General features: G+C 33.8%; 20 protein-coding genes and 4 pseudogenes. 9 read left to right on the top strand and 15 right to left on the bottom strand.

Annotated features, from left to right (window positions below; translation table 11 throughout):
- Positions 1-279 precede the first annotated feature (279 nt).
- Positions 280-813: a P-loop nucleotide/nucleoside kinase family protein gene (locus tag QNH20_RS12495; RefSeq protein WP_283923193.1), complete on the top strand. Its 534-nt coding sequence runs from the start codon at positions 280-282 to the stop codon at positions 811-813.
- Between the two features lie 248 nt (positions 814-1,061).
- Here the strand turns inward: QNH20_RS12495 and QNH20_RS12490 are convergent, their stop codons facing one another.
- The gene (locus tag QNH20_RS12490; protein WP_283923192.1) at positions 1,062-1,391 is read right to left on the bottom strand and encodes a hypothetical protein; all 330 of its coding nucleotides are present in this window, start codon (positions 1,389-1,391) and stop codon (positions 1,062-1,064) included.
- Positions 1,392-1,437: 46 nt separating this feature from the next.
- Positions 1,438-3,914, bottom strand: a pseudogene (locus tag QNH20_RS12485) (Tn3 family transposase).
- 267 nt (positions 3,915-4,181) lie between these two features.
- On the opposite strand from QNH20_RS12485, the gene QNH20_RS12480 reads away from it, so the two are divergent.
- Entirely contained in the window at positions 4,182-4,847 is a 666-nt protein-coding gene (locus QNH20_RS12480; protein ID WP_283923191.1) for a recombinase family protein, read from the top strand.
- Between the two features lie 53 nt (positions 4,848-4,900).
- Here the strand turns inward: QNH20_RS12480 and QNH20_RS12475 are convergent.
- Positions 4,901-5,053 (bottom strand): annotated as a pseudogene (locus QNH20_RS12475) (transposase); the annotation flags it as partial.
- A 129-nt stretch (positions 5,054-5,182) separates the two neighbouring features.
- Positions 5,183-5,797, bottom strand: coding sequence for a TetR/AcrR family transcriptional regulator (locus QNH20_RS12470; protein WP_283923190.1), 615 nt, complete (start codon positions 5,795-5,797; stop codon positions 5,183-5,185).
- A gap of 205 nt (positions 5,798-6,002) precedes the next feature.
- Between QNH20_RS12470 and QNH20_RS12465 the strand changes: the two genes are divergently transcribed.
- The 4 genes and pseudogenes from QNH20_RS12465 to QNH20_RS12450 all read left to right on the top strand — a co-directional run.
- Positions 6,003-6,179 (top strand): hypothetical protein, encoded by a 177-nt coding sequence (locus QNH20_RS12465; protein WP_283923189.1) that lies wholly within the window; start codon positions 6,003-6,005, stop codon positions 6,177-6,179.
- 195 nt (positions 6,180-6,374) lie between these two features.
- The gene (locus QNH20_RS12460) at positions 6,375-6,914 is read left to right on the top strand and encodes a TetR/AcrR family transcriptional regulator (RefSeq protein WP_283923188.1); all 540 of its coding nucleotides are present in this window, start codon (positions 6,375-6,377) and stop codon (positions 6,912-6,914) included.
- Between the two features lie 61 nt (positions 6,915-6,975).
- On the top strand, positions 6,976-7,104 hold the full coding sequence (locus tag QNH20_RS12455) for a hypothetical protein (RefSeq protein WP_283923187.1): 129 nt from the start codon (positions 6,976-6,978) through the stop codon (positions 7,102-7,104).
- Positions 7,103-8,071: pseudogene (locus tag QNH20_RS12450) on the top strand (aldehyde dehydrogenase family protein); the annotation flags it as partial. The gene QNH20_RS12455 and the pseudogene QNH20_RS12450, both read left to right, overlap by 2 nt.
- Before the next feature lie 28 nt (positions 8,072-8,099).
- Here the strand turns inward: QNH20_RS12450 and QNH20_RS12445 are convergent.
- Positions 8,100-8,276, bottom strand: a pseudogene (locus QNH20_RS12445) (TetR/AcrR family transcriptional regulator); the annotation flags it as partial.
- Positions 8,277-8,461: 185 nt separating this feature from the next.
- Here QNH20_RS12445 and QNH20_RS12440 point away from each other — a divergent pair.
- Together QNH20_RS12440 and QNH20_RS12435 are read left to right on the top strand one after the other, a co-directional pair.
- The gene (locus tag QNH20_RS12440; RefSeq protein ID WP_283923186.1) at positions 8,462-9,646 is read left to right on the top strand and encodes a YhgE/Pip domain-containing protein; all 1,185 of its coding nucleotides are present in this window, start codon (positions 8,462-8,464) and stop codon (positions 9,644-9,646) included.
- Between the two features lie 314 nt (positions 9,647-9,960).
- The gene (locus QNH20_RS12435) at positions 9,961-11,490 is read left to right on the top strand and encodes a cardiolipin synthase (protein WP_283923185.1); all 1,530 of its coding nucleotides are present in this window, start codon (positions 9,961-9,963) and stop codon (positions 11,488-11,490) included.
- A gap of 233 nt (positions 11,491-11,723) precedes the next feature.
- Here the strand turns inward: QNH20_RS12435 and QNH20_RS12430 are convergent, their stop codons facing one another.
- From QNH20_RS12430 to QNH20_RS12385, 10 genes are all read right to left on the bottom strand, one after another.
- A complete protein-coding gene (locus QNH20_RS12430) occupies positions 11,724-12,224 on the bottom strand; it encodes an NUDIX domain-containing protein (protein ID WP_283923184.1) in 501 nt (166 codons plus the stop codon).
- 511 nt (positions 12,225-12,735) lie between these two features.
- A complete protein-coding gene (locus tag QNH20_RS12425) occupies positions 12,736-14,022 on the bottom strand; it encodes an IS110 family RNA-guided transposase (protein WP_283918668.1) in 1,287 nt (428 codons plus the stop codon).
- A gap of 232 nt (positions 14,023-14,254) precedes the next feature.
- The gene (locus QNH20_RS12420) at positions 14,255-14,965 is read right to left on the bottom strand and encodes an endonuclease/exonuclease/phosphatase family protein (protein WP_283923183.1); all 711 of its coding nucleotides are present in this window, start codon (positions 14,963-14,965) and stop codon (positions 14,255-14,257) included.
- A 189-nt stretch (positions 14,966-15,154) separates the two neighbouring features.
- The gene (locus QNH20_RS12415) at positions 15,155-15,592 is read right to left on the bottom strand and encodes a hypothetical protein (RefSeq protein WP_283923182.1); all 438 of its coding nucleotides are present in this window, start codon (positions 15,590-15,592) and stop codon (positions 15,155-15,157) included.
- A gap of 260 nt (positions 15,593-15,852) precedes the next feature.
- Complete coding sequence (locus QNH20_RS12410; RefSeq protein ID WP_283923181.1) at positions 15,853-16,557, bottom strand: alpha/beta hydrolase; 705 nt, start codon at positions 16,555-16,557, stop codon at positions 15,853-15,855.
- 264 nt (positions 16,558-16,821) lie between these two features.
- A complete protein-coding gene (locus QNH20_RS12405) occupies positions 16,822-17,049 on the bottom strand; it encodes a hypothetical protein (protein ID WP_283923180.1) in 228 nt (75 codons plus the stop codon).
- 81 nt (positions 17,050-17,130) lie between these two features.
- On the bottom strand, positions 17,131-17,565 hold the full coding sequence (locus QNH20_RS12400) for a hypothetical protein (protein ID WP_283923179.1): 435 nt from the start codon (positions 17,563-17,565) through the stop codon (positions 17,131-17,133).
- A gap of 163 nt (positions 17,566-17,728) precedes the next feature.
- Positions 17,729-18,541 (bottom strand): metallophosphoesterase, encoded by an 813-nt coding sequence (locus QNH20_RS12395; protein WP_481858101.1) that lies wholly within the window; start codon positions 18,539-18,541, stop codon positions 17,729-17,731.
- 372 nt (positions 18,542-18,913) lie between these two features.
- A complete protein-coding gene (locus tag QNH20_RS12390) occupies positions 18,914-19,441 on the bottom strand; it encodes a hypothetical protein (protein WP_283923177.1) in 528 nt (175 codons plus the stop codon).
- Between the two features lie 125 nt (positions 19,442-19,566).
- Entirely contained in the window at positions 19,567-20,136 is a 570-nt protein-coding gene (locus tag QNH20_RS12385; protein WP_283923176.1) for a histidine phosphatase family protein, read from the bottom strand.
- 189 nt (positions 20,137-20,325) lie between these two features.
- On the opposite strand from QNH20_RS12385, the gene QNH20_RS12380 reads away from it, so the two are divergent.
- Positions 20,326-20,508 (top strand): hypothetical protein, encoded by a 183-nt coding sequence (locus QNH20_RS12380; RefSeq protein WP_283923175.1) that lies wholly within the window; start codon positions 20,326-20,328, stop codon positions 20,506-20,508.
- Positions 20,509-21,456: the final 948 nt, after the last annotated feature.

The raw sequence follows: 21,456 nt of genomic DNA, 5'->3' as shown, positions 1-21,456 counted from the left end.
AGATTAATCCATTTTCTGGTTGTTGCGCCGGCTTACCTGCTATCATTTTGAGTAGAAAGGAACAAGACAATTTGAGTTATCAACCAACCCTATATCCAACCTTTCAAGAGGCTCAGTCTTTTTTTAAAAACTGGTTTTTCTGGGTCTATTTTTCATGCTCTTTTTCAGTTTTTATTTTCATGGGAGTTCAACAAGGAAAAACGAACTTCTAACGAAGTAGTACATAATTGTGCGAGATGTGATATGCTGTTTGTTAATTCAATATTTGGCTTAGGAAGGATGTCCACATTGTCAAATGAAAACAAAAAAAACCTAATTTATCTCGTGTCAGGTCCAGTAGGGGTTGGAAAATCAACAACTTCAAAAAAACTTGCTCAAACTGTTAAAAATTGTGTTCTTCTTGAGGGTGACTCTATTCTACATATGTTTGAATACGGATCAGAAGCATCTTGGGAGGAACGCTTAAGTCTAACGTGGGAGAATATCCTTACTATAACCAGGAATTTTATTCAAAATAACTTCAATGTCGTCATTGACTTTGTGGTAGAAGATGAACTTGACTGGTTTTGTAAACATATATCTGATTTACAAGTAACATTGAAATATATCGTATTGAGAGCAGATAAAGAAAAACTAATCGAACGTATTCATATGAGGGGAGATAATGATTCAATAGAACGCTCGTTGTTTTTGTTGAACAAATTGGAATCAACCCCCTCCAATCAACAATTTATATTTGATACAACTCTAAAACATACAGCAGAGATAGTAGATGTAATCATTAATGATACTGGTTTTATTGTTAAAGTTTAATCCTGTTTGTTTTGAAGCAATTGAAAAATTTGATAAAAAGAAAAAGGATCAAGTTTATTTTTGGTCCTTTTGTACTTTTATTGTACTATCCTGCCATTTAGTTGAATAACAAAAATAGCCTGCAATGGTTGCCGGCTATTCAAGTAATGCACCCGTTAGTTTAAGTGAATTAATTCACAAAAAATAATATTTCTAAGAGGAAGTCTTTTAAGGTATCTTGTTAATCAATGTAGTAAATTTTCGTTAAATTAGAGTTCACCTTTTTTTCTTCTATAGTTAAACTCCAATTCCCACAATATAATTATTTCCTTTAATTCAGTTGTTTCAATTATGCACTCTTCTATAATATCTTCGTTTGCAAAATTATTAATCACTTTAGTAAAAGGTTTGCTAACCTCGAATGTAATCGAGTTTCCAGTTCCCTCTTCATAATCTGAGTCTCCACCGAGAACTCGATTTATAAGTTCAATCCAGGAACTTATATTAGCACCAATACTTTGAATATCCAATAATAATAAGTTTATAGGGGTCACCATATCAAAAAAAGAAAATTGTACGTTTAGACACAATTTGGACACATTTCAGCCGGTTCCCTGTACGTTAAGGAACCGGCTACTTACTTTACTACTTTTTTATATAATTTTTGTCTCGTAATGGTCTTAGATTATTAAAATTTTTTTTTTCATTTAAGTTCCAAACATAATCACCTGTCAACGTAATATGTTCCCATCCAAGTGGAGATATATGTTGTAAATATTCTTCTGGAATGTCCAGTCCTTTTGCACGTAAAGCATCTACTGCACGTGATATATATACCGTATTCCATAATACAATTGCTGAAATAAGAAGTTGCAAACCACTCGCTCTATGTAATTGATCCTCATAAGAACGATCACGAATTTCCCCTAATCGATTAAAAAATACAGCTCGAGCAAGTGCATGTTTTGCTTCACCTTTATTTAAACCAACCTGTACACGTCTTCTAAGCTCAGGACTCTGCAACCATTCTAATGTATATAAAGTTCTTTCAATCCTTCCTATCTCACGCAAAGTTACAGATAGCTATTCTGCCTTGGATAGGCCGCAAGCTTTTTGAGAATCAGAGAAGCTGTGACGGTTCCATTACGAACAGAGCTAGTTAATCGTAATAAGTCATCCCAATTTTCTCTTATTTTCTTTGTATGAATCGTTCCACCAATCATAAATTCTAGATGCGGTTGATTTAAGGGCTTTACAAAAGTATAAATTTTATTTTTACTAAACGTTTTAATTCTAGGAGCAAATCGAAATCCTAACATATGACACATGGCAAAAACATGATCTACAAAGCCTGCTGCATCCGTATAATGTTCTTCAATTTCCAAATCTGTTTCATGATATAGTAGGCCATCAATAATATGTGGCGCTTCTTCTGAAGAACTAATAACTTGTACATAAAATGGGGCGTATTGATCTGAGATATGTGTATAAAAACTTAATCCTGGATCCCTACCATGCTTTGCATTTACTTGTGCCAACGGACTAGACTGACCACCGGCTCTAAAGAATTGTCCATCAGAAGATGAAGTTGAACCATCTCCCTAATGAGAAGAGAACGGGTATTTATGCTGAAAATCAGTGATTGCTCCAAGAGCTTTAGAATAATTTTCATCCCTTATATACCAATCCGATATCCAAGCTAATTGTGTATAAGATATATTTGGACATGCATCTGCCATTTTTGAGAGACCAAGATTAATTCCATCAGCCAAAATAGCTGCGAATAATATGGATTTATCCTTTGGCTCAGTTTGGGTATGAAGATGAACAAAATGTTTGCTAAAATGAGTCCAGCTATCTACTTCTACCATAGATCTGTTAATTTAATACGCGGTAATACACTATAAATAAGTCTAGTTAGATCTTCAACCTCATCTGGAATAATTTTCTTTAAAGATGCAATTTGTATTTTATCTGCATAGATTTCAACATCTGGCAATAATTGATTTTGAATTAAATGATTTACCTTAGAGAGTTGCTCTTCCATTAACTCAAATCGTTCCTGTAAATACTGATCTATATTGGTTGGAATTGTTAGTGGAACTTGGTGTTTCTCCTTTAATTCTTTCCATTTTTCTTGAGGTAAAAGATATTCTTCAAAATCCTTATATTGTCTACTTCCTACGACCCACATGTCCCCAGAACGAAGATGATTACATAATTCTGAAAAGATACCGAACTCATAGTAATGACGATCAATACCATTTTCTTTAATCACATGCTTGAACCATTTCGATTTGAGAAAATCCATCGGAGCTGTTTCAGGGATTTTTCTCTTTCCTGTTTGGTTTATTTCTTTCAACATCTCTAGGGCCTGAAATAAAGTATGGCTCGCTTTAGAGGCTTTAAATACATACGTTCTTAATAATCTAGGTGCAAACTTCCGAAAATGTCCATAATGATTATCTAGTAGATCTAAATAGTCAAATTCTGCTGGTCTGGCTAGTTCTTCAGCCTGTTCCACTGATTGTACAAATTGTTCCCATGAAATGATAGATTGTAAAGATTCAAATGGGTCTTGTTCTAACTCTTTTGCTTCAATTAAAGCCTTTCCAACTTTTGCGTATAAACGAACCTTTTCATTAATCGCTTTTCCGTCCTTTTGAAAATGATCCTTATGTTTCTTTTCTCCACGATTAAACATTCTACCCATTAGTTTCTCAAGCATCTCTATTCCGTGCTAACTCTCGATATTCTTTTAAAGTAAATGTCCGAAATCCTAATGTATTTCTGATTTTACTCAAATGTTCTCGCCGAGTTGCATCACGCCCACGTGCATAGTTCTGTATAGCTGAAGGTAAAATTCTTAATTGTTTAGCAATCGTATGTACAATAAAATCTGGAATTTTTTCATTTGCAGATAATGGTCTCCCAGGAAAGCGTAAGTAAGCAATTTGTATGGCAAAACCTAATCGATTGGCAGCACCGCGTTGTTTATTTATAATTTGCAATTCTTCATCAGATATTGTGTAATAGCGCAGAATTTCTCTCTCGTCCATATGCTCAGGAACTCCATAAAAGTATTCCCTTTGTTCTGCAGTAAGAAGCTCTCTCGTTTTCAACTTCCCATTTCCCTTCGTATAGTATTTATTATAGAATGCAACGATTTTCTTATAATTTAAATTTTGAAAAAATTAAATCACTTCTATAATAATAATCAAATTTAGCAATTACCACAAAAAATACAAAATCGTTTACAAAGGTATACCTTTGTAAACAGTTAAGAGTCATCTATGAAACATTGAAATATCAAGTTTATAAAGGTGATTCGAATTATTTTATAAACGTTTATTTTCGATTAGTACCTTTATAAACAAAATGATATAATTGTGGTAACAAATACAAGGAGAATACAAAACTTGGCAAATATTTATGGATATATACGTGTAAGTAAAAAAGATCAAAATGTACAACGTCAATTACATAAGATGATGGAACGTGGAGTGGAAGCTCGACGTATTTTTGTCGATAAAGCAAGTGGACGACATTTTGATCGTCCTCAGTATCAATTATTACGAAAAATATTAAGTACATGTGATATTGTTTACATAGATGCTTTAGATCGTATGGGACGTAATTATGATGAAGTAATTTCGGAATGGAAATACATAACAAGGGAATTACAAGCTGATATTGTTGTTTTAGAAAATGAAACATTGTTTGATAGCCGAAAGTTTCGTGAGATGGGTGATATGGGAAGATTAATGGAGGATCAGTTTTTATCTTTACTTTCTTATATTGCAGATCAAGAGAGGAAAAAAATTCGGCAACGACAAGCGGAAGGGATTGCAGTAGCTAAATCTCAAGGAAAACATTTAGGACGTCCTCAATTTAACCTCTCATCATTAAGTCAAAAACAATTATATATAATAGAAGAAACCTATTCAAGGTGGAAAAAAAGAGAAATAACAGGAGTTAAATTTATGGAACTACTAGAACTTAAGAAAAATACTTTCTATAAAATAATGAAAGAATATGAGGTAAACAAACTATAAATTAATATATAAAATTGAGAGACTATTTTTTATAAAGTAAAAAATCCGTCTTATTTCCACGTTTTAAATAAAATTTCGATTTGCCAACGTAAAGAATACCAATCATGTAATTGTTCCATCGGAACAATTTCTGTAGAGGTGTTTGTCATATATACATTGATACCACTGAGTCGTTTACTACGAGAAGAATACTTTATTCCTTTCTTTGTAAAGTTCTCTTTATTGAGCAATCAAGCAGCGAAAAATTGAGGAAACACAGAAGTAAAAAAACTTCGTGTTTCTTTTTAATACATTTATTAGAAAAAAACTTTGCACTTCCCGGCACAGTGCTCCTTCTAGCCCTCATTAAGTAAAGTAAAACCCACTGCACACAAGGGTCCTTTCGTCATAAGCTTCACTAATTGTTGTGCAGTATATTTCGGTGAATACTTCATGTCATTTTGAAGCCACCAAATTGCCATCCCAACAGCACTGGAAGTGATGAAATGCAATACCATATCCTTTGGAATATCTAAGACATGGTCTTCAATTTTAAGCTCAATGAAATTTTGTTCAAGGTTATCCATAATAGTCTGCTGCATTTGTAGGTTAAAATCATGAATGCCATGAGGTCCAAGCATGGCTTTATAAAAGTCTGCATGTTTTACCATACACTCAAATATGGATTGTAAAATTTCCTCGAATTTCGAAAGATCTATTTGATCTCCCTGCACATGGGCATATAGGACCATCTTACTTGTCAACTCTCCTAGTACATTCTCACTAAGCTTTGTTAACAAATCTTGTTTATCCTTGTAATGCGAGTAAAATGTTGCCCGATTGATGAGTGCCTCATCTGTAATGTCTTGAATGGTAATAGCATCGTATCCCTTTTCCGCTATCAGTTTGATAAAAGCATCATATATAAATTTCTTTGTCCGAATAATCCGCAGATCTGCCTTTTTCAACATCTTATACCTCCTTGTTCGTTATTGTCATTATAAACAACAGATTTCATCCTTTTGTTTCTTATCTTACATTTATGTCTTAAATGTAAATTGCATTGTGTAGCAAAAACGATATAATTACATTATAAACAACATAATTTTATTATAAACTACACGTTGTTCGTTATCTATCTTTTTGTTAAATAAATGCTAGGAGGAATAATTTAAAATGCTTACAGTAAAGCAATTTTTTAAACAAAAGATGGTTCTAGGTGGCTTGTTAGGCATTATGGCTGCTGTTATCATCGCTAGTTTTGCTTTTATGGGATCAACTGTTGATCCTGTACCAAAAGACTTGCCAATCGGTATGGTAATACAAAATATAGGTGTGAACTTACCAGGATAAGGAAGTGTAAAAGAAATGTCAGATTACAGCTTCCATATTTTGAAGCAACATTGGGTACGTATGAAAGAATATCCCAATCGATGTTATATGTATATATAACAATTAAAATTTTAAATTAACAATACCGTCTGGACGGTGTAGTTAATTTAAAGTGAGTGAATAACTCATGTCTGACTGAGAAAGGAGGTCATTTTGATGAGCAATTCAAAACGTAAAGAAATATTAGCTGCTGCTTCTTTTATTATTGAGAATTATGGGATGGAAAAATTGACATTAGAAGCTATTGCGAAACAGGCTGGTATCAGTAAAGGAGGATTACTCTATCATTTTCCTAATAAGGACGCAATTATAAAAGGTATGATTGATGAATATTCGGCAGCATTTTTAATGGATGTTCGGGATAAAGTAAGCAATTCTTCGGAATCCATAGGAAAATGGCATCGTGCTTACTTGGAATCAGCAATAAACGATACTGGTGTATCAAACGGGCTTGTTTCTGCATATATCGCAACTTTGTTTACTAACCCACTTCTTCTTTCCAAGTTCCAAAGTGATTGTCAAGAATTATGTGAAGAAATGGAAAAGGATGAGATCGAGCCAATAAAGGCTGCAATTATTAGATTAGCCGTCGATGGATTATGCTATTCGGAAATTTTTAAGATAGGGAAGATTGATGAAGGCTTAAAACAAAAAGTAATTAAACAATTAATAAGTTGGACTAAAGAATATGAGTGAAAAATTAAAGTTGAATATTAAATAATTTCCTTTATATCTCAAACTTCGAAGGAGGATAAAAATGAGAGAAGAACAGACAGGTGGGATTCCGCAACCCAAAACATATGGACCACTGGGCAACTACCCTTTATTCGACATGAGTCAACCTACTATTTCTTTTTGCGAGATGGCGAAAGAATATGGGCCATAACTACCCAGTAAACTTATCTGCTGCAAAACTTGCACCAGCTCTTATTATGGGTAACGCTGTTATCTTTAAACCCGCAACACAAGGCGCAAGTAGCGGTATTAAAATGGTTGAGGCACTTCAGAAAGCAGGTCTTCCAAAAGGTCTTGTAAATGTAGTTACAGGACGCGGTTCTGTAATTGGTGACTACTTAGTAGAGCATGCTGGCATCAATATGGTATCGTTCACAGGTGGTACAAATACAGGTAAACACTTAGCGAAAAAAGCTGCGATGATTCCACTTGTATTAGAACTTGGTGGTAAAGACCCTGGTATTATTCGTGAAGATGCTGACTTACAAAAAGCTGCAAAACACATCGTAAGCGGTGCATTCTCTTACTCAGGTCAACGTTGTACAGCTATTAAACGTGTACTTGTACACGAAGATGTAGCGGACGAGCTTGTTGGCTTATTAAAAGAGCAAGTAGCTGAACTATCTGTTGGCTCTCCAGAACAAGACAGCACAATCATTCCATTAATCGACGATAAATCTGCTGATTTCGTTCAAGGATTAATTGGTGATGCGGCAGAAAAAGGTGCAACAATCGTTATCGGTAACAAACGTAAGCGCAACTTAATTTACCCAACATCAATTGACCACGTAACAGAAGAAATGAAAGTTGCTTGGGAAGAGCCATTCGGCCCAATCCTTCCAATTATCCGTGTTTCTTCTGACGAACAAGCAATTGAAATTGCGAACAAATCAACTTTCGGCTTACAAGCAAGTGTCTTCACAAAAGACATTAATAAAGCATTTGCAATTGCTAACAAAATTGACACTGGTTCCGTTCAAATTAACGGACGTACAGAGCGCGGTCCTGACCACTTCCCATTCATCGGTGTAAAAGGTTCTGGTATGGGAGCACAAGGTATTCATAAGAGCCTTGAATCTATGACACGTGAAAAAGTAACTGTATTAAACTTAGTTTAATATTACAAAAAGAAGCTAATCTAAAATTTAGAATAGCTTCTTTATCCCTATAATGTGAGTGAAATGTTGCCCGATTAATGAGGACCTCATCTGTGATGTCTTGAATGGTAATAGCATCGTATCCCTTTTCCGCTATCAGTTTGATAAAAGCATCATATATAAATTTCTTTGTCCGAATAATTCGCAGATCCGTTTTTTTCAACATTTTATATCTTCTTGTTCGTTAGTGTCATAAGAAACAACAGATTTCATCCTTTTGTTTCTTATCTTACATTTATGTTTTAAATGTAAATTGAATTGTGTAGCAAAAACGATATAATCTCATCGTAAACAACACATTGTTCGTTATCTATCTTTTTGTTAAATAAATGCTAGGAGGAATAATTTAAAATGCTTACAGTAAAGCAATTTTTCAAACAAAAGATGGTTCTAGGTGGCTTGTTAGGCATTATGGCTGCTGTTATCATCGCTAGTTTTGCTTTTATGGGATCAACTGTTAATCCTGTACCAAAAGACTTGCCGATCGCTCTGGTAATACAGGGTACAGCTGTGAACTTACCAGGACAAGGAAGTGTAAATTTAGGAGATAAAATAAAAGAGCAAATTCTGCAAAATAAGCAAAGCTCAGTTAAATGGACGTTCTTACAAACGCAAAAAGATGTATTGCAAGGGATGAAGGATAAGAAGTATTACGCTGCCATTGTGTTTCCACCAGAAATGTCCCAACAACTTGTATCGCTGACCACACCTAAGGGACAACAAACTGAAGTGCAAGTCTTGGTGAATCAAGGAATGAACTATAATGCCGCAATGGTTTCGAGCCAAATGATTGATAAGCTTATTGGAGGGATAAACGAAAATATCCGTAATACCTTGCTTGTTCAGCTTTCACAAAGAAATATGACACTAACAACTGAACAGGCAAAGTTATTAGCAAGCCCATTTATTGTTAAAAGGGAGTTGATTCATCCAGTTCAAGCACATACAGGTAATGGAAATATTCCTATTATGCTGACACAAATCTTATGGATTACTACTCTTATCAGTTCCTTAGTCTTATTTATAGCTGTCCAAAAGGTTACAAACGGTCGCGTTACAGGAAAATCAGTCTTATCACAGATCCTTGCAGGTTCTGTTTTCATGATAGTAATTGCAAGTTTAACCCTTTTCATTGCTCATACCATACTCGATGTAAACATACCGAATCAAAGAGAAATTTTCTTATTGTTACTTTTCTTTGGCTTCATGTTCTTCCTTTTGCAAAGTGCAGTACTCAACTGGATTGGCCGTGTCGGGGTACCAATATTAATGGTAGTCTTCTTCTTTTCTATGCCAATCTTATCACTGGCACACGAATTTCTTCCGGATGTGACAAAACACTGGTTGTATTCTTGGACTCCTTTTAAGTACAGTGTAGAAGCATTTCGTAACAGCTTCTTCTTTGGAGGATACAGGATAGGCTCATATGTTCAGACGATGGGGTTTCTTGGACTTGTATCTCTTATAATTATGGTACTGGCTGTATTCAAAGGGAAAGATAAACAAAAAAGTTCTTTATCTACTGAGTCAGTGTAGAGAGAGTAAATCTATAGCCAAAGAGATACAAGGGATTTCCCCTGTATCTCTTTGGCTTTCATAAGCTCAACTTTATTCAGCATCATTAAAAAGGAACTGGAATATCACAAAATTCCAGTTATCGGACAATACATTAGCGAAAACTTGAAGAAACGAGTCTTAGAAACTCCATAATTTATTAATCCATTACATTTTATATAAATGATATGACGGACTAAAGCACCAACCCTATGATTATCCCTAATAGAAATGTTAGGTTACAGCTTCCATATACGAATCCTATATTTAAGAAAGAATAGGTGAATTTTATAAAGATGAAAAATCCTAAAGTTCAATTATTATTTGTATTTACACTTGTCTCTATCATTCTCTTTCTGTTGGATACATCCATTATCTCACTATACAACTTTGTCGACGTACTATGGTCTATCACAATAGTAGGAATTGCCTTCATTATTTTTATCGAAAACCGTTCCCCACAAAGTACTTTAGCATGGTTTTTAGTATTAGCACTTCTTCCTGTTGTTGGTGTACTTTTGTACTCTCTTTTTGGCCGAAGTCGTTGGAGAAGAAAGAAGCATCTACATCGTTCAGAAGAGCAAAGAAAATTATTCCGTGAGATTTTAGAAGGAAAACGCCTAGATTTATCATTCACTTCCTCATTAAGTGAGCGCTCTACTTATTTAACACAAGTTGTACAAAAATTCGGTGGCGGTCCTGTTGCCAATAATACCACAACAAAACTCTTAACAAATGGGGATCAAACATTTACAAACATTATACAAGCTATTGAAAATGCTACACATCATATACATATTCAATACTTTATTTATCGAGCAGATGAAATTGGTACAAAAATTCGCGATACATTAATAAAGAAAGCAAAATCTGGTATAATTGTACGCTTTCTTTATGATGGAATCGGGAGCAATTCATTACGAAATCGTTTCTTACAACCCATGAAAGATGTAGGAATTGAGGTTGTGGCATTTGATCCTATTCTTTCGTCATGGCCACTTGAAACAGTAAATTATCGTAACCATCGTAAAATTGTCATTGTAGATGGAGAGATTGGTTTTACAGGTGGGCTCAATGTTGGCGATGAATATCTTGGTCGTTCTAAAAAATTTCCTATTTGGCGTGACAGCCACTTAAGAATAGAAGGAAAAGCATTGTACAAATTACAAGCAATATTCCTTGAGGATTGGCTCTATGCCACTAATGGTTTAAATACTTATTCTTGGAATCAATTTATGAATACAAAATACTTCCCAGGTAAAGAAAATTCTCATGCAGAAGGTGCTGTTCAAATTGTAGCAGGTGGACCAAGTTCAGATGATACAAACATTCGTAATACTTTACTTGCTGTTATAGGTTCTGCTAAGAAATCAATTTGGATCGCAACACCCTACTTCATCCCGGATCAAGAAACATTAACATTACTACGTTTAAGTGCAATGGCTGGAATAGATGTCCGCATTCTATATCCAGGTAAGAGAGATCGAATCATTAGTGATCAAGCATCTCAATCATACTTCACACCACTTCTAAAAGCCGGTGCTTCAATTTACAGCTATAAAGATGGTTTTGTGCACGCTAAAATTGTACTTGTAGATGATAAAATTGCAACAATTGGCACAGCAAATATGGATGTCCGTAGCTTTGAACTAAATTATGAAATTATTAGCGTACTTTATGAATCTAAGACAGTTCTTGATATTAAACGTGATTTTGAAGAGGACTTTAATCATTCAACTGAAATTCGCTGGAAATCATTTCAAAAACGTAGTATTCAAAAACGAATACTGGAATCCCTAATGCGTCTAATTTCTCCTTTATTATAATTCCGAAAAAAGTAATCTAAACAATAAAATGTACTCTATATTTTTAACAGTAATCAAAAACTTTTAGTTTATAAGTTTTTTACAATACTTTTTGTTATTCCCCCTTTTCGAGGGGATGGACAAAAACACCATTAACGTACAAGAGTTAGTTAAATTGTGTCTAAATTATGTCTAAACGTACAATTTTCTTTTTTTGATATGGTGACCCCTTATACCCAATTTATTAATCTGGACTATTTTAAAATTAGTTGCCCATTGAAGTTTTTTAAATCTTCAATTACTTCCTTTTGATGATTGTCCCAAAATTGGTTTGTACCTTTAGGAATGCTATCTAATGAGAAAAATTCAGCGTTTTTACTTTCATCAGTTTCTTTAATGGTAGTCCCGGTCCATTTATCTACTCTAAATAAAAATTCAAACATCTGGTATTCGTCCCCGAATTCATTTTTTATTGATTTATCTGATCCCGAATATATTGCAATTAACGTCGCATCAATAACGTCAATACCTGTTTCTTCTTTTATCTCTCTTTTAAGTGTTTCAAAAATGGATTCACCTAGTTCCATTGAACCTGCGGGCATTCCCCATCTATTTTGTCCCTTTCTTTCAATGAAGAGAATCCGTTCCTTTTCATCCTGAATGATGGCACGAATGGATGGGTGTATAATTTTTTTATGATCAATTAGCTTTCGTAATTGACCTAGATACGACTCTTCCCAGCTTATATTAGACATTCTAATCCCCCGTGGTTTTTCATTACTTATTCTATATAGAACTGGATTTACCTTCTTTTCCTACTGTAAATAAGAAGTATGCTTATTAAACTAAACTCCCTCTATATAGAAAGGAAAATCTCACGATTTCTCTTGTTTTCTCCATATTTCGTAGTAGTTTGTTTTAAAATTTATTTGAGGATTGGAATTATAGTGTAATAAAGGGTAATTTTGGGGGCATAGTGAAAAAGAAACTTATAGTTAACCAAACCAACCTTATCCAAAAGTTGGATAACCAGCTAAAGTATGGTTGCACTGGTGGATCTCCACATTTCTCATGGAGGTCAACCCTCCCATATCTCACAGAGTCTATGCTCCAAAATTCCTTCGTCCAACCTTTCCATGAGGTGGATGTCAGTCATGCTGCCCGACAGGGTCCTTGCCCGTATTTTAGTTGATTTACTGACTAATCCGTGCTTCAAATGTCTAAAACAATTTAACTACTACCTAATGAATTTCACTAAAAGAAATTTTAAGCTGCTATCTGTAATGCCGCCATATGAGGAATGTCCCTTAACATACGTTCTTCACTAAATTCACACTTCTTTTTACCGATGGTAAACAGAATTCTTATGAGCTTATTACATATTGCAATTAACGATTGCATTTTCTTCAAAGGATTATCTGGGCGTTTTGTAAAATACTCGTGTAATGCTTTAAAAGCAGTATTTTTAGCGACTAAAGGCATTGCTACTCGAAAAAGGAGTGCTCTTAGAGTCTTCCTTCCTCTTTTTGTAATTTTGGTTTGTCCTTTGTGCTTTCCAGATGTATTTTCCTTCAGGCTAAGCCCAGCCAATTTGATAATCTGCCTAGGGTGGGTGTAGTTGCCTAGGTCTCCTACCTCCGCATAAAAGCCTGCAATCGTATCTTTGCCTATTCCCTTAATCGCCAACATTTGTTCAACGCCTGGAACTTGTTCAAGAAGTTTATCTATGTTAGATTCCAGTTCTTCGAACTTTTCCTTTATTAGCTCATATTTGTCTATTAACGTGCTTAGCTCTAATTTAGCCATATCCGAACCTTCACGAATGCCGATAGACTCGGTGGCAACCTGCTTTAGCTCTTTTATTTTACTGAGTCCCACTGCACGTTTAACAGCTTTTCGAAGATGTACTAATATTTCTTGTTCCGATAGGATGACTAGCTCATGTGGCAATAAATTTAGTTTTAATAATTGGATCGCCGACTTACCTTCCCAAGCTTTAAATACCGTAAGGAATTCTGGAAAGTAGCGGTCTATCCAATTATGAATTTGCCCCTGAACTGCTTGAAGATCAACAGCTAGGAGATCACGTATTTTTCGAGCCACTCGGAGTTCTGCATAAACTCCTTGCGGAATGTTCGGTTCTGCATATCTCCCGTCTTTGACCAATTGTGCAATAACTCTAGCATCCTTTACATCATTTTTAGTTGGAGAATTATCATCTAACTCTTTACTTTTCTTAACATGCATAGGATTTACGACTACAAACTTGATATTTTGTTCTTTAAGGAAGTGAGCTAAATTTAGCCAATAATGACCTGTCGGCTCCATTCCTACAATCACTTTATCCATTTTGTTTTGAACCATTAAATTTTTAATCCACTCTATGAAACAGTTAAAGCTAGAATTTGTATTTTCAAAGTATAATGGTGCCGAAACTTCTAAACCTCTAAAATCTTGGGCTCTTGCCACATGCTTGTATTTAGCAATGTCAACACCTATAATTAATGTTTGAGAAGTAATTTGAGCAATCTTTTCATTTTGGTTATAATTCATTTAAATAGCCTCCTGGTATTTATGTTTGTGTCCTTTTTGCCGCTAAGCTTTGGACACTCATATCTTACCAAGGGGCTTTTTTATATTCAAACCTCATATTTCTTCATTACAGGAATGCTGCCCTTTAGTTCAATAAGAAAAGGCTGCCTTAATAAGCAGCCAAACCTTTGTGGAACGTACCCGTCTGCTTAATAAGAAAGCTTACCATTAATCACCAAAAATATGAAACGAATTACTTTTTAATTTCCACATATATTGGAGTGTGGTCACTTAACTTAATCCATTCCTCGAAGGAGCCTACCTCAATAAAGCTTAATTGTTTTAGGAGAGTCTCAGATGCAAACACATAATCAATGTGAAATGGCCTATCTTTGTCCTTTCTAAAATAGTGTGTTGGTTTAGTTTCTTCGCCATGTTCTTCATTAAAATAGGTATGGTAGGCACTCATTATACCAAAGCTTTTAAGCAACTCCACAACTTCTGAGTGTGTCCCAATTCTTTTGATATAATCAAATATCTTATTACTGTTCCAATCACCTGCGATAATACAGGGGGCATTAAGCAAAGATTTATAGTGATTTAATGCTAAATAAATTTGTCCAATATAACTGTAATATTTTTTTTTTGTATTTTGTGCCCAAATTGCAAACAAATTAAAATTTTGGTCGCCTGAGACTATTAAAGGAATTATATAACGAAAATCCTTATTATAAGATGGATGAATATCTATTTGATAGTTATTGTTTAATGTGATAATTCCAATGCCTTTGTTTGGATTGTCTCCAAACCAAAGGAACTGATTGATTGATTGTATTTTGTTACTTTTCCTCCATTTTTCAGGAGCTTCACACTCAGGGATTACTAGTATATCAGCTGAGAATGGAAGTATCTCTTCGATTTTATCTCTAAATCGCATTGCAGCATTCCATGTAACAAGTTTCATACATTTTCCCCCATAACTTCAAATATAAGCTTAAATGTACCTTTATTTTAAATTACAATTCAACATAAAAGGCACTTCTCCTTCTTTAAGAAATGTACCCCTTTAGTTAAGTAACAAATGTTTATCAAATATGTAATTTCAGTAGTAATCTATATTTTGATTATTTTTACTCCCAAGTTGTAAATGAGATTACCAATTTCTAATACACCTTGCACACAAAAATGAAGCTGCAAAAGGAATTAACGGCTTCATAGTACCCCCGCAATTTGAACACTCTCCAAATTTCACTAAATTAAATTTAATTTTACCACTGTCTATTGGCATAACTAGTGAGGCATGACCTTCCATAAGGAGTATTGGAACAATATAAGAAGCTATAGCTGTTTTTGTAATATTATTCATTAGCCATTCCCCAAGACTATCTTTGGGAGGATTTGTTCTTGAAGTCCCGATTGTGACTGTTCGCCCCTTAAAAGTATCAAGTAACTTGGTATATTGTTCTTTACTTAGTTTAACAGGTGAACTAGATTTTCCAAAAAAAATCTCCTTATTTCCATTTGAAATATATTTATATTTAAACGGTTTCTTTTTCACGATCGTTTTCATGTCATGCATAATTTCATACATTAACTAACTCACCTCATCAACTTTTGTAGCTCTAACTAACTTCTTCAACAGAGTTAGAAAATCCTTCTTCCACTAAACTGCCATTTAGTTGAATAACAAAAATAGCCTGCAATGGTTGCCGGCTATTCAAGTAATGCACCCGTTTGTTTAAGTGAATAAATTCACATTTATAATTCCTCTCAAATATAATATCAGTTTATATATTCACAATTCTTCTCTAACAGGTTCTTCACTAAATCTCTTAGATAAATTGTAATTTGTTAATCGATGTGCTTGTGTAACCACTGCTCAAATACTTTCAACTGTTCTTCAGTATGAAAGTAATGTTCACCTGCTTCCATGACTTCTAATTCACAACTGTATTTTTTTGTAAAATAGTTAATAGTTTCAAATTCGCACAGTTCATCCTTGGCTCCATACATAATATATGTATCAGTATTCCATGTATTAATAGGATGTTCTTTTACATAGCATAAATAATCCCAATATAACTTTTGACCAATAGGTGTTTCTATAGTCATTTCTTTTTGCAAAAGCTCGGGTGTTACATTAAACCATTTCATCATATTTTCGATAATTCGTTCCATATTAAATACCGGTGATAAAAATAATGCCTTTTTTAGCACATCGTTTTGATAAGCTAAAAGGCTAAAATAAGCTCCCATACTACATGCAAACACGCTTACTTCTTTCCAATGTTCTTTTGCGTAATTCATAATTATAAATAATTCACTAACACAAAACTGTACTTTACAAGGAGTATTATCATTTTTTCTTTCTCCATGCTCAGGTAAATCAAAGCTTAATACTTGATAACCTTTTTGATTGGCTTCTTCAGCTAATATTTGAATCACTGCATCTTCTTTATTTGACATATTTCCATGTACTGCAATAAAAATTTTTTCACTCTTTTCTCCCCATAAAACTGCGGGAATATTACTAATTTTAAAATTGTCTTTAAGCATATTTCCTCCATAGAATAAGACGTATGGGTTTTGCAAAAAATCACATACAATTTATATTCTTCTACTTAGTTTAAATAAATCAAACTATTCATAACTTACCACAATTTGTCCACCTCTTCAGAAGCTTACAAGTTCTCTTATTTTGATTCCTTATTGAGCTAACCTGCCATTTAGTTCAAGAACAAAAAAGCCACCAAATTGGCAGCTGGATCTTCAACTCTTGCACCCGTTAGCTTAAGTGAATTTTTTCACAATTTGCCCATTCTATTCAATTATCTCGCCTGAACAAACCCTCAGTTTTTCCTTAGCAATTGCCATTGCTCTGTCAATGTTATCAGTAAGTGAGAAGCCAGTTGACGTTTGTAGCCAAGTTTCCCATTTACTATCCCAAAAATAAGCGTCAATTTCTAAAAGCCCGTCTCTCGAACGTTTATTAATTTCAACTTTATATGCCTTACTTGGTGAGTATATATCTTTAACAAGTTCAAGCATAATTCTAACTCCTCTAAGAATATCTGTTTAACCGCAACTCCTTGTTTAATTCTTGCACCCTTTCAGTTGAATAAGAAACACTCAATACTCAACTATATTTAGCCATTGACTATCGGGACCAATGGTTATATGAGGAACCTTATTTAATTGAAACATTTTGTAAATGTCCAAATTCTTTTTGGTTAATTTACTTAATTGTTCTGATACATCAGTCTCGGAAAAAATCAGATAATCTATCGTAGTAGACCGTAAATAAAATTCGTAAATATATCGTTTTTGACTGTCCTTTACATAACCCATATAACCCATTTCCCTTGGAAAAGTGCGTGGTAACAGGAATTTATTAACTTCAATAAAGTCGTTTGAAATTTCATTTAATAGGTTTTGTTCATATTCAGGAATAATCACATAGATATAACAATCTTGCTTGTAAAAGCTATTAATTATGCTAATAAACTCTTGTTCATCAATTTCTTCATCGAGTAATATTTCCTGTTTTTTCGGAATGCTTCTCAAAGCCTAATCACCCCTTTTTTATGATTATACAATTAGACTGGAGATGTTTCCTTCTTCAAGTAAACTGCCATTTAGTTGAATAACAAAAATAGCCTGCAATGGTTGCCGGCTATTCAAGTAATGCACCCTTTAGTTTAAGTGTAATCACGCACAAGCTTCATTTTTATTTAACATAGTTTAATGTCACTAAAACAATTTCTGGACGATTAAAAATCCTTAAAGGAATAATACTATTTCCAAGTCCTCTATTTACAATCAATGTAGTGTTCAATGAATTGTATTTACCAGAAGTATACTTAGGAAATAATCCTTGGTCTGGAGCAATTAAACCACCAATGAAAGGAATTCTAAATTGTCCGCCGTGTGCGTGACCTGAAAAAACAACATCAAATTCATATTCACAATAAAGAGAAAACATTTCAGGTCTATGTGCTAATAGAATTTGAAAATTATCTTCTTCTTCGAGTCCTTCTAATGAATTAATGATGTTTTTTTCCGTTGTGGCTTTTTCTGAATAAGATTCTTTTAAATTAGCTGGGTCATCAATTCCTATAATTTGAATTTTGTCAGTTCCATTGGTAATTTCCTCTGCTGAGTTTCTCATCACTTGTACACCGATGTTATTTAATTTATCCTCTAATGAATTGAATTTTCCAGACCACCATTCATGATTTCCTGTCACGTAATAAACTGGAGCAACTTGAACCAATTTTCCCATCAAAATTAAACTAGGTTTCTCATCATATTTTTCTGAATCTATTAAATCACCTGTAAATACAATCAAATCTGGTTTTTCCTTTTTCACTCTTTTAACTAAGTTACTTTGGTTATTCCTAAAAGACTTACTGTGCAAGTCAGATAATTGTACAATTTTATATCCATTAAAATTTTGTGGGAGCTTGTCTGATCGAATGCTATATTCACTTGTTACAATTGAATTGTTTTGAAAATAAAAAAAATAAATTAATAAAGTCATACCGATTAAAAAGTATAGCCATCTCTTTTTTGTTCTTCTCTTCAACCAATACCACCTCTATTTTTACTAATCAAATATATTTTTGTTAAACTATCCTGCCCCGTGGAATAAGAAAGAAGCTGCTGCAGCAACCCCTGCTGTTCAACTAAACTAAAGCACCCGTTAGCCACCCATGAATCGAAAAATCATCGCTTCACCACAGAGAATGAAAGTAGGTTTTTTGTGGTAATACTGATAATGCGACATGAGGTTTAATTTTAGGCTCAGCTTTTTTAAAAATTATAATTGCTGGGTCTACTTTAGCATTGTCTTTTTTTGATTTTCACTGTTTTGTACTTTCATAGTAGTTGAACAAACAGGATCATTTATATATCAGCAAAAACTCCTAATTGTCTCATCAAAATGTGATTTGTATTTGTTAAATACTCCATCATAAGGTGGAAAAAGTTTCCCTTGAGGTTCTTTTGGTAAATTCCCGATATTTTGAAGAGATTTAATATGATGTTCCAAACAAAAATTAACGCCCTCAAGTGATTTATTATTACAATTTTCTTTTTTACACACTTGATTTGATTTTCTAAAGGCATTTTCTTTTAGATACCGCTCCATAAGTGCTAAATATATTAATATTGTATCTGGTGCTATATAATGTTCATTCTCCCATTCAACCATTTCAGTAAACGGAACTTTAAACAAATACTCTCCATTTCCAAAATTCCACGCAAAACTTCCTTGCCAAAATTGATTACATATATCACATTGATATAGTTTTTCATTACTATTTTTAGGTTTAACAATGGTCTTTAGGTGTTTCTTTAATAGTTTACTTTCTTTTATTCGCTTTGAAATGTCCTTTCTTTGTAAATCTAAATCGATATAATTATCACAAACGCAGTTCATTAGAGTCTCCATTTCACATCTTCGTTTTTACTATATTTTAACATATCCTTCTTCAACTAAACTGCCAGTTACTTCAATAAGAAAAGCTACATAATGGCAGCTAGATCCTCAACTATAGCACCTCGTTAGTTGAACAAGGAAAACGTCATACAATTCCAATGTTTTGCATCCCTTTTTCTTGTACCTTTCCAGCCCTTTTTCTGTAACTCTTTAGCAATTAACATATTAAAAAAACCGTGTCCAACTAATACCACCGATTTATATTCATTAGCGTAGTCAATTAACTGTTGTGATGCCTTAATTGCCCTATATTTTGCTTGATACAAAGACTCGCACTCATATGAATAGCTACTGAACCATAGTATTCTTAATACAATCGCCCAGATACTTGGCTTTAACTTTACATTAAATAATTGTAATGAATTAGAAGGTAACTCAGTTTCTCGGAATATAGGGTCAGAAATGATTTTCGTTACTGGATTTAATAATCTTGCTGACTCAACAGCCCTTTTTAAATCACTCGTAATAACAATATTTGCAGTTGCAACTTTTTCAAGGGTTGCTGAGGGATATGTTGACTCTTCAAACACTCCAATGTAATCATACTTTTCAACCCACTTCTTAAATTCCAAACCAGTTATTTTATCATTTTCAGTTAGTTGTGATTTTCCATGTCTAATCAATGATATTTCCATAACTCTTCTCCTCGAATTTTCACGTTACTTACTACCATCAACTGTTATTCTATAAAAGAATTAAGGAATCCTTCTTCAACCTGCCAGTTAGCGGAATAGTGCAACAATAGCAGGTAATCTTAAAATGATAATTTTTGAATGAAAAGTGTCAGTTCGTATTTTCTAACTTGCTATTGGGAATATCTAATTATGCAATCATCCAGTCTATTAGAGGAGGTGATTCAATTGGAAAATAACAGTAATAACAGCGGTTCGGTAGGACCGTCTAATCCAGGTCATGGTGAGGGCACACCAGAAATTCCTATGCCAACGCCAACACCGACACCAACGCTGGCACCGTCAAGGCCACCAGGGCAGATACCCCAGGGGTGACTTTACCAAATAGGAAAAAATTGTACTTTTAGCCTGTTAAATGTATTTTTCGTCAAAGCAGAGCAATACATTGCGGAGAATCATCAGAATTGGGTCATCGAACAATTTAGTGTATTTACTAAAGAATAAATTAAAGGTCGGTAACCTTGGTAAGGAGGTTAACGACCTTTTTGTTATCTTATATTTTCCTTAAAATTTGTTGAAATAAAGATCCCTGATAGTTTAATAATGCCTTTGACTACTCAGTTACCTGAGTGGTCTTTTTATTTCTAATCCATATAGTGATGGATACTTCAAAAGAAAGCATTAGGAACTAAGAAACTAATTAGCCTTATTAAAAATGTCCTACACATAAAACAGTCGTGTTTAGAATAGAAATATAAAACCAATTTCAAGGGGGGATTATTGTGAACTTAAATGAATTCATCTGGGCTCTTTTAGGTATGATTTTACTTTTCCTTGTAAATTACATTCTTTTGTACAAAAAGCAAAAGGCATTACCCCCCAAAAAACTTTAAACAAGTGAATGAAAAAGATCCTCTTTTATCTAGTCAAAGATCAATCGACCATAAATATAATTACTTTGATTCCGTCTAAAACCACCCTGAGTCATAATCAAGGTGGAATTTTTTGTTTTTTTGGTAGGTTAATGAAAAACCTTTTAGCTAAAAAAACGCCAAACAATGTAGTCTGATCTTCAATTGTTGTAATGGATTAGTTGAAGGAAACTTACAATTTACTAGATGAGATTAAATAATTCATACAAATAGAGGCAGCGTGGTACACTGTCTCTTTTTCTTTGTTTACTATATGTCTTATGCCACGTTATTTCACTAGTCGAGTAGAAAGGAACCTCTCTACCTTACGGTAGATTGTGTTCCTCCCCCTCCCAGAACCGTTCTTGCGCTATTAACGCACACGGCTCCTCCTAGTTACCATTCACAAAAC

Origin of the sequence: Neobacillus sp. WH10, assembly GCF_030123405.1 — a bacterium.
Lineage (GTDB): Bacteria > Bacillota > Bacilli > Bacillales > Cytobacillaceae > Neobacillus.
This window is presented reverse-complemented; position numbering and strand designations above follow the sequence as displayed.

What these genes read in the sequence shown, in the direction of transcription:
- QNH20_RS12470 (WP_283923190.1), bottom strand. Translation starts at nt 5,797, where the DNA reads ATGTTGAAAAAGGCAGATCTGCGGATTATTCGGACAAAGAAATTTATA.
- QNH20_RS12405 (WP_283923180.1), bottom strand. Translation starts at nt 17,049, where the DNA reads ATGCTTGAACTTGTTAAAGATATATACTCACCAAGTAAGGCATATAAA.
- QNH20_RS12435 (WP_283923185.1), top strand. Translation starts at nt 9,961, where the DNA reads ATGAAAAATCCTAAAGTTCAATTATTATTTGTATTTACACTTGTCTCT.
- QNH20_RS12460 (WP_283923188.1), top strand. Translation starts at nt 6,375, where the DNA reads ATGAGCAATTCAAAACGTAAAGAAATATTAGCTGCTGCTTCTTTTATT.
- QNH20_RS12390 (WP_283923177.1), bottom strand. Translation starts at nt 19,441, where the DNA reads ATGAACTGCGTTTGTGATAATTATATCGATTTAGATTTACAAAGAAAG.
- QNH20_RS12420 (WP_283923183.1), bottom strand. Translation starts at nt 14,965, where the DNA reads ATGAAACTTGTTACATGGAATGCTGCAATGCGATTTAGAGATAAAATC.
- QNH20_RS12430 (WP_283923184.1), bottom strand. Translation starts at nt 12,224, where the DNA reads ATGTCTAATATAAGCTGGGAAGAGTCGTATCTAGGTCAATTACGAAAG.
- QNH20_RS12455 (WP_283923187.1), top strand. Translation starts at nt 6,976, where the DNA reads ATGAGAGAAGAACAGACAGGTGGGATTCCGCAACCCAAAACATATGGA.
- QNH20_RS12385 (WP_283923176.1), bottom strand. Translation starts at nt 20,136, where the DNA reads ATGGAAATATCATTGATTAGACATGGAAAATCACAACTAACTGAAAAT.
- QNH20_RS12495 (WP_283923193.1), top strand. Translation starts at nt 280, where the DNA reads ATGTCCACATTGTCAAATGAAAACAAAAAAAACCTAATTTATCTCGTG.
- QNH20_RS12410 (WP_283923181.1), bottom strand. Translation starts at nt 16,557, where the DNA reads ATGCTTAAAGACAATTTTAAAATTAGTAATATTCCCGCAGTTTTATGG.
- QNH20_RS12395 (WP_481858101.1), bottom strand. Translation starts at nt 18,541, where the DNA reads ATGACTTTATTAATTTATTTTTTTTATTTTCAAAACAATTCAATTGTA.
- QNH20_RS12415 (WP_283923182.1), bottom strand. Translation starts at nt 15,592, where the DNA reads ATGTATGAAATTATGCATGACATGAAAACGATCGTGAAAAAGAAACCG.
- QNH20_RS12380 (WP_283923175.1), top strand. Translation starts at nt 20,326, where the DNA reads ATGCAATCATCCAGTCTATTAGAGGAGGTGATTCAATTGGAAAATAAC.
- QNH20_RS12425 (WP_283918668.1), bottom strand. Translation starts at nt 14,022, where the DNA reads ATGAATTATAACCAAAATGAAAAGATTGCTCAAATTACTTCTCAAACA.
- QNH20_RS12465 (WP_283923189.1), top strand. Translation starts at nt 6,003, where the DNA reads ATGCTTACAGTAAAGCAATTTTTTAAACAAAAGATGGTTCTAGGTGGC.
- QNH20_RS12440 (WP_283923186.1), top strand. Translation starts at nt 8,462, where the DNA reads ATGCTTACAGTAAAGCAATTTTTCAAACAAAAGATGGTTCTAGGTGGC.